8 protein-coding genes and 1 pseudogene are annotated in these 6,535 nt (G+C 71.8%); 1 reads left to right on the forward strand and 8 read right to left on the reverse strand.

Translation table 11 applies throughout. The annotated features are described in order from the left end of the window. Positions 1-36: 36 nt before the first annotated feature. From ACFYOY_RS28155 to ACFYOY_RS28185, 7 genes and pseudogenes are all read right to left on the reverse strand, one after another. On the reverse strand, positions 37-411 hold the full coding sequence (locus ACFYOY_RS28155; RefSeq protein ID WP_351885054.1) for a hypothetical protein: 375 nt from the start codon (positions 409-411) through the stop codon (positions 37-39). 86 nt (positions 412-497) lie between these two features. Next, the gene (locus tag ACFYOY_RS28160; RefSeq protein ID WP_351885057.1) at positions 498-935 is read right to left on the reverse strand and encodes a roadblock/LC7 domain-containing protein; all 438 of its coding nucleotides are present in this window, start codon (positions 933-935) and stop codon (positions 498-500) included. 37 nt (positions 936-972) lie between these two features. Continuing rightward, the gene (locus tag ACFYOY_RS28165) at positions 973-1,809 is read right to left on the reverse strand and encodes a transcriptional regulator (RefSeq protein ID WP_388590342.1); all 837 of its coding nucleotides are present in this window, start codon (positions 1,807-1,809) and stop codon (positions 973-975) included. Beyond that, on the reverse strand, positions 1,806-2,252 hold the full coding sequence (locus tag ACFYOY_RS28170) for a hypothetical protein (RefSeq protein WP_351885063.1): 447 nt from the start codon (positions 2,250-2,252) through the stop codon (positions 1,806-1,808). Before ACFYOY_RS28170 ends, ACFYOY_RS28165 begins: the two co-directional genes overlap by 4 nt. Positions 2,253-2,754: 502 nt before the next feature. Beyond that, entirely contained in the window at positions 2,755-3,573 is an 819-nt protein-coding gene (locus ACFYOY_RS28175; RefSeq protein ID WP_351885066.1) for a DUF4142 domain-containing protein, read from the reverse strand. A gap of 126 nt (positions 3,574-3,699) precedes the next feature. Then, positions 3,700-4,551: a LysR family transcriptional regulator gene (locus tag ACFYOY_RS28180; RefSeq protein WP_351885598.1), complete on the reverse strand. Its 852-nt coding sequence runs from the start codon at positions 4,549-4,551 to the stop codon at positions 3,700-3,702. 40 nt (positions 4,552-4,591) lie between these two features. After that, positions 4,592-4,696, reverse strand: a pseudogene (locus ACFYOY_RS28185) (LysR family transcriptional regulator); the annotation flags it as partial. A gap of 360 nt (positions 4,697-5,056) precedes the next feature. Here ACFYOY_RS28185 and ACFYOY_RS28190 point away from each other — a divergent pair. Continuing rightward, the gene (locus ACFYOY_RS28190) at positions 5,057-5,650 is read left to right on the forward strand and encodes a sugar phosphate isomerase/epimerase family protein (protein ID WP_388590344.1); all 594 of its coding nucleotides are present in this window, start codon (positions 5,057-5,059) and stop codon (positions 5,648-5,650) included. A 76-nt stretch (positions 5,651-5,726) separates the two neighbouring features. Here ACFYOY_RS28190 and ACFYOY_RS28195 read toward each other — a convergent pair whose 3' ends face one another. After that, positions 5,727-6,305: a hypothetical protein gene (locus ACFYOY_RS28195; RefSeq protein WP_388590346.1), complete on the reverse strand. Its 579-nt coding sequence runs from the start codon at positions 6,303-6,305 to the stop codon at positions 5,727-5,729. Positions 6,306-6,535: the final 230 nt, after the last annotated feature.

Raw genomic sequence — 6,535 nt, forward strand, 5'->3', positions numbered from 1 at the left:
GCCCCCGCCCGTATCGGGGGTCGTACGGCCCGGACCTCAGACCTCCAGATCGGCCTCGATCCTGCGCAGCTGGTGCCGTGCCATCGCCAGATTGGCCCGGTTCTTGTCCAGCGCCAGATAGAGGAAGAGGCCCTGGCTGTCCCGGCCCTTCAGCAGCCGGATCAGGTGGTACTGGCTGCCGAGGGTGATGAGGATGTCCTCGATGGAGTCCTGCAGACCGAGCTGTTCCATGGTCCGCACCTTGGCGCGCACCACATCGGTGTTGCCCGCGGCCGCCACCGTCAGGTCGAGTTCTTTGCCGCCGCCCACGGTGCCGAGGGCCATCCCGCTGGAGTAGTCGACCAGCGCGGCGCCGAGGGCGCCCTCGATGGACGTCATCGCCTCTTTGAGCGCGGTCTGGGTGTTCGCCATGATCGTGGCTGTTCCTTTCGATGTCATTGATGTCCGGTCGGGTGCCGGCACGGGTGAACGCGCCGGGCGGGGAAAGGTCGTGGTGGTCAGGGCTGCGGCTGCTCGGCCCTGCTGAGGGCGACGCCCACCAGATCGGCGAGACGGGCGCCCGAGCGACGGGCCTCCATATGGAGGCGGCCGACATTGGTGCGGTCACCGGCCAGAACGGTCAGCACGGCCGTGGAACCCGCGGCATAGGTGGCGACATAGCCGTTCTCGCCGCGGACCAGCAGCTCACGGAAGGCGCCCCGCCCGGTGGCGCCCGCCAGCGACTGCGCCACCCCGAGGGCCGCGGCGGTCAGCGCCGCCACGCCCTCGGCCTCGACGGCCGTGTCATGTGCCAGCACCACGCCGTCGCTGGTGGCGGCGAGGGCGCCGGTCACATGGGTCACCCGGGCCCGCAGCCGGCGCAGCTCCTCCAGTACGTCGGGCTCGGCGGCCAGCAGCCACTTCCGCTCCGTGCGCTGCCGCAGGCTGAGTCTCATGACGCCGCGCACGGGTCGGGCGGGTCGGTCGGGGGAATCACAGCGTTGCCTCCAAGGCGTCGCGGAGCCGGCGCAGCAGGTCGATATCGGGGTCGGTGAAGACGGCCGCGGCGGGACCGCGGTCCGGGGCGGGCGGCGCGGAGGCGCCGGACGGGGCGGGCAGATCGGGGCGGCCCGGAGGCCCCGGACGGGCGGGCCGTGGTGTGGCGACATGGCCCGCCGCCGCCAGCCGCCGTATGTCGATCAGCGTGTGGAAGGCGGGACGGCCCAGCTCCCGCGCGATACGGGCGGGGGTGCGCACCCCGTCGGCCAGCGCCAGCACCGCGCGCTGACGAGGGGTCACGGCCGGGGCACGGCCATCGGGGCGGCGGAGCGCCACCGGCTCGGTGTCCACCTGCGGATACGGCCACAGGGAGTCCAGCAGTTTGCCGCGGCGCCGGGTCTCGCGCTCGACGGCGACCGCGCCCACCGCACGCACCGCTCCGAGCCAGTGGGCCGCGCCCCGCTGGAAGCCGCGGGGGCCACTGCCGTGCCCGAGTGCGAAGTACGCCGCGTCGAACAGCGCACCCAGATGGCAGATCTCCAGCTCCGCGTCCGACAGCCGGCCGCTGTCGACGAGGAACCGCCCGACCCCGCCGTCCGGGCCCGTCCGGCCCACCGCCTCCCGCCAGCTGTCGGCGGTCAGCCGCCCACCGGTGGTGAGCAGCACCTCGATCCCGGGGGCCGCGGGGCTTTCGGCGTGCACCACCTGGCCGTCCCGGAGATAGACGGTGCCCGCGTCGCACAGCAGGGCGCCGCTGGCCCGCTCGGCGGCGAGCCCGGCGAGGCTGGGCGCGTGGCCGGCTCGCCCACCGGACCTGCGAGGCATGCTCATATCAGCGCCAGACGCCCGCACATATCGCGCAGCCGCATCCGGGCGAGCGCCAGATTCCCCTCCCGGCGGTCGAGCCAGAGATAGAAGAAGACGCCGCTGTCGAAGGCCGTGTCGACGAAGCGCAGCAGGTGGTAGCAGGTGCGGGTGGTGACGATGACGTCCTCGACGGCGGGCTCCCCGGCCGCGTCGTCCCCGTCCGCGCCGCTCTCCGTGCCGCTCCTGGCGCCGCCCTTCGCGCCGCCGGGACCCAGCGCGGCGAACGCCCGCTGCTCGGCGGCCATCCGGGCCAGCTCCGCCGTCTCCGCCGCCGTGGCCTCGGGGTCCTCGTCGCGGACCTCGCCGACCATGCCGAGTGCGAGTCCGCTGGTCCACTCGATCACGGCGGCTCCGCGCGCGCCGTGCACGGTCATCGCTTCCAGCAAGCACTCGTCGATTCCGGGCATGCGGCCTCCCCTTCCCTGCGTCGCCCGTGGCGGGCGCCCACCGGGGGCGCTTCACCAGTGACGGAGAGGTTACGCAGGGTTCAGCAGTTGGGGGTTAAATCCAGTAATGCTCGGAAATGGTGAGGGGCGTGTAGTAGGGTCCGCCGCCCCATGGGCCCCGTACACCTCGGCATCCCCTGTCAGTGGCACGCCGGGCCCGGTCACCGGCCCTCTGAACGGATTCATAGCGGCTCTGGGGCCCACCGGGCCACAGACGGGCGGGCGCATATTCCACCGTCCTATTGCAGGCGTGGTGGATGGGTCAGTAGACGGTCGTGCGATGGTCGAGTACGCATTCGCCTGGAGCCGGAACGCGGCGCGGTGCCCGACAGGGGCGCCCATGAGGCTCTCCCAGGGCCGTCTCGCACCCCTGTGCCGCACAGAGTGGCGAGATTTGACGGTACCGATGTGGCGGAAACCGCCCGCGTTTCACCCGGCTTGTCTGCGCTGTCCTGACGGTGCGTTACCGAACGGCGGGCGCGGAGGGGGAGACGGCGGCGCCCGGAGTGGTCGGGGAGGCCGAGGAGCCCGGCGCGTCGTCGACCGGAGCGGGCGGGGACGGTGTGGGCGGTTCGCCCTTGCCCTCGAGCGAGGCCGGCTTCTTCAGGACCACCATCGGCTCCCCGGGCTTGGGCATCACCGGCTTGGTGAAGTCCGGTCCCTGGGTCGGAGTCTCGGTGATCTGCGCGGGAAGCCGCTCGTAGTCGACCATCCCGGTGTTCTCCATCTGCGTGATGTGGTCCAACACCGTGTTGTTGGCCTGGGTGGCGAGCTGACGCACCAGGGTGTTCTTGCTGGTCGCCCGGATCTTGGCGATGGAGCTGAAGATCTGGCCGTGGGTGATGCGCAGGATCTGTGCCATCTCGCTGTCGAAGTTCTTGCCCGTGGCGGCCGTGAGCGTGTCCAGAAAGCCCTGCTGCTGCGGCGTGGGCTTGTTGGGCAGGGTGATGCCGAGTTTGGGTGCGATGTCCCGTGAGGCGTCGTCCAGTTGCGCATGCCCCACGATCAGATGTTCACCGGCTGTCTTCACCGCCGCCGTGGTGCCCTTCTTGAGGGCCAGCTCACCGACGGGGTACTCCCACAGTCCGGCGAGCCGGACCTTGACCACGAACTCCTTGTCGGCCCCGGTGAGCGGTCCGTACTGCGTCGAGTTCGTCTTCGCCAGGTTCGTCTGGTTCTCCTGCTGCACACCCGTCAGGGCGGGCGACATGATCACGCCGAGGGTGACCACCACGGAACCTATGAGGAGGGAGGTACCTGTCACGAAGTACCGGGATCGCATAGAGCCTCCTGGCGGGGACGCCGGTCGTTGTGCAGAGCAGTGTCTGCCCGTGCTTGCACCGGCGAATACGGACCGCGGAGGGTCTGTGCTCAATGGCGCAGCGGCTGTTTATACGTCTTTGAGTCGTTACTTCGGCCGCGTATGGCCTATCTCACAGCCACCTCCGGATTCATGCGTCACGGCGCCGCTCGCCAGGCGCTCCCGGGTGAGGACGTCCACCAGCCGTTGGAGGGCCGGGTTGGGGCTGTCGGGGCTCCAGCAGGCGTGGAGGGTGACGGAGTGGGCGTCGGCCGGGGCCAGTTCGCGGTAGCGGACGCCGTGGACGCCCATGGTCATGATCGAGCGGGGTATCAGGGCGCAGCCCAGGCCCGCGCGGACCAGCGCGAGCATGGTGGGGACCTGGGAGGTCAACTGGCCGACGGCATAGCGGTCCACGCCGATCATGGCAGCGCAGATGTCGTGCAGATAGCGGGAACCCTCGGGGCTGTACCCGATGTAGTCATCGGCCACGTCGGTCAGGGCGACGGGGGTGTCGTCGCCGGCCTGGGCCAGCGGGTGGCCGGCGGGGACCGCGAGGACCAGGTCCTCGGAGTGGACCAGGAGCGACGCGTATCCCTCGGGGATGGGCGGCCGCACCAGGCCCAGGTCGATGCGCAGCTCCGAGAGGGCGGCGAACTGGTCGGGGCTGACCAGTTCGGTCAGTTCGACGGTGACGCCGGGGAGGTGGCGGTTCACCAGGTCCAGGACGTCGGCCAGGATGGCGTACGCGCCGATCGCGGTGAAGGCGAGCCGCAGGGTGCCGGTGCGGCCGTCGGCGGCGCGACGGGTGGCGGTCGGCGCGGCGTCCAGCAGGGCCAGGACCCGGTGGCAGTGGTCGAGGAAGACCTGTCCCGCGGCGGTGGTCCGGGCGCCCCGCCCGGTGCGCTCGAACAGGACGACGTCCAGGGCGCGTTCCAGGGCCTGGATCTGACGGGTCAGCGGGGGGCTGGGTCATGTTCAGGCGCGCGGCGGCCCGGCCGAAGTGCTGCTCCTCCGCCACCGCCACGAAGCCGCGGAGCTGCTGCAGGGAGAGGTTCACACCCTCAGAGTATGGGGCGATGCGAAAGTGGGCTTGGACGGGCATGGCGGCCCGCCTCTACGGTCGTGACGACCGCCAGGGCAGATCCGCGCCGATCCCGTCCGAGGAGCCAGGTTGTCCAGACTCGCCGTCGCCATGACCCCCAGCGTGCCGCCGATGTGATCAGCGCCGAGGCCCGGCAGCTGATCGAGAAACGTTACGAAGTGACCTGGGCCGATGAGCCGCTGACCGAGGATGTGGTGGCCCGGCTCGCCGCCGGCAGCGACGTGCTGCTGACCAGTTGGGGCATGCCCCGTCGCCGAGATCCCGGCCCGGGACACCGCCTACGTCACGCCGGCCGAAGCCGGGCGGCTGCTGCCGGAGTTCACCGCACGGCTGCGGGCCGAGGGCGTCGAGGTGATCAGCGTGGCCGGCGATCTCCGCGAATCCGTCTTCGCGGCCTGCCGGGAGGCGGGCGTGCCGATGATCCGGGTCACGGCCGAGCTGGGTTCCGACGGCTATGCCGCCTCGGTCCGCCGCGTACGGCGGCGGCTGGAGGACGCGGCGCCCCTCGTGGAGCAGTACGGCGTCCAGATCGGGGTGCAGCCGCACCACGGCCGCTATGTGTCCTGCGCGCTGGGGGTGATGGACCTCCTCGACGGCCTGCCGGCCCAGCACTTCCGGGTGATCTGGGACGCCGCCCACGACGCGCTGGCGGGCGACGATCCGCGGGTCACCCTGCCCCTGGTCGCCGAGCGGCTCGGCATCGTCAACCTCAAGAACGTCGTCCATGTGCGCACCGAACCGGCCGCCGGAGCCGTCGGCGGGCACTGGAAACCCTGGTTCGTACCGGGCCCCGACGGGCTGGCCGACCGGTCGGCGGCGCTCGGCAAGTTGGCGGAGCTCGGCTATACGGGGCCGGTGTGTCTGTCCGGGCAGTACTCCGACTCCGGCGTCCCGGTCGAGGAGCGCCTGGTGGCCGATCTGGCGGCGGCACGCGACGCGGCGGGCGCCGCATGACCGGGCGTCCCGCTCACCGGGGGGAGCGGGAGAACCCCGCGCCCCCGCTCCCCCCGGCCCCTCCTCCCAGAGGCTCCTACGGCAGGCGACCCGGCTCAGGGCCCCGGTAACCCGCCCTGGACGAATCGTCGATGCCCACCTCGTAGCGGATACCGGAGTGGAGGGTGTTGCCGTCGACCCGGGCGCCGGTCGAGTGGCGGGCGAGGCCGATGGCGTGGTCGGTGGGGGCGGCGAACTCATTGCCGGTGATGGTGGCGTTCTGTACGTCCTCGAACATCAGGGCCTGGGAGGCGCGCAGCGTCTCGCAGTGGTTGCCCCTGATGGTGAAGTCGGAGGTGGTGCCCCGGCCGTCACCCTCGCCGTCGTTCGGGCCCTCGGCCATCACACACATGTTGTCCACCTTCTCGCAGCGGTTGTTCTCGAAGCAGACGGTGTCCCCCGGCCCCGCCCGGCGCGCCGGCTCCCGCGGGGTGGCGGCGCGCCGGGTGCAGGGCGCGGCCCCCCGTACGGTGGCGGGCGACACCGTCGGCGCGCCGGCGCCCGAGCCGCCGTCCGCGACCCGCCCCTGGGGCCACGACGGACTCGTCAGGGCGGCCAGGAGGGCGAGGACCGAGACGGCGAGGAAGCCGAGGACGAGTCTCCAGGTGATCCGCATGGCGGGAACCGTAGACCCGGGTCCCGGGGACCGGTCCCGATTCCACCCGCCCATCGCCGCCCTCCGGTTCACTCCACCGTTACCGTGCGCCCCTAGTACTGCAACGGTGCTTGCCGTGACTGCTGGCCAGCTCAGGGGCTGTGTCCGCGTCGTTTGTAGTGACTGACACGGGCCTGGTGCTGGCGTCGGCGGCGCCATGTCGACCAGTGCAGGATGTGGTCGACCGGGGT

Origin of the sequence: Streptomyces sp. NPDC007875, assembly GCF_042868035.1 — a bacterium.
In the GTDB taxonomy this organism is placed as follows: domain Bacteria; phylum Actinomycetota; class Actinomycetes; order Streptomycetales; family Streptomycetaceae; genus Streptomyces; species Streptomyces antimycoticus.

Bases quoted from the DNA above. Each gene is read 5' to 3' on its own strand.
- ACFYOY_RS28165 (WP_388590342.1), bottom strand. From the start codon at position 1,809: ATGAGCATGCCTCGCAGGTCCGGTGGGCGAGCCGGCCACGCGCCCAGC.
- ACFYOY_RS28175 (WP_351885066.1), bottom strand. From the start codon at position 3,573: ATGCGATCCCGGTACTTCGTGACAGGTACCTCCCTCCTCATAGGTTCC.
- ACFYOY_RS28195 (WP_388590346.1), bottom strand. From the start codon at position 6,305: ATGCGGATCACCTGGAGACTCGTCCTCGGCTTCCTCGCCGTCTCGGTC.
- ACFYOY_RS28170 (WP_351885063.1), bottom strand. From the start codon at position 2,252: ATGCCCGGAATCGACGAGTGCTTGCTGGAAGCGATGACCGTGCACGGC.
- ACFYOY_RS28160 (WP_351885057.1), bottom strand. From the start codon at position 935: ATGAGACTCAGCCTGCGGCAGCGCACGGAGCGGAAGTGGCTGCTGGCC.
- ACFYOY_RS28155 (WP_351885054.1), bottom strand. From the start codon at position 411: ATGGCGAACACCCAGACCGCGCTCAAAGAGGCGATGACGTCCATCGAG.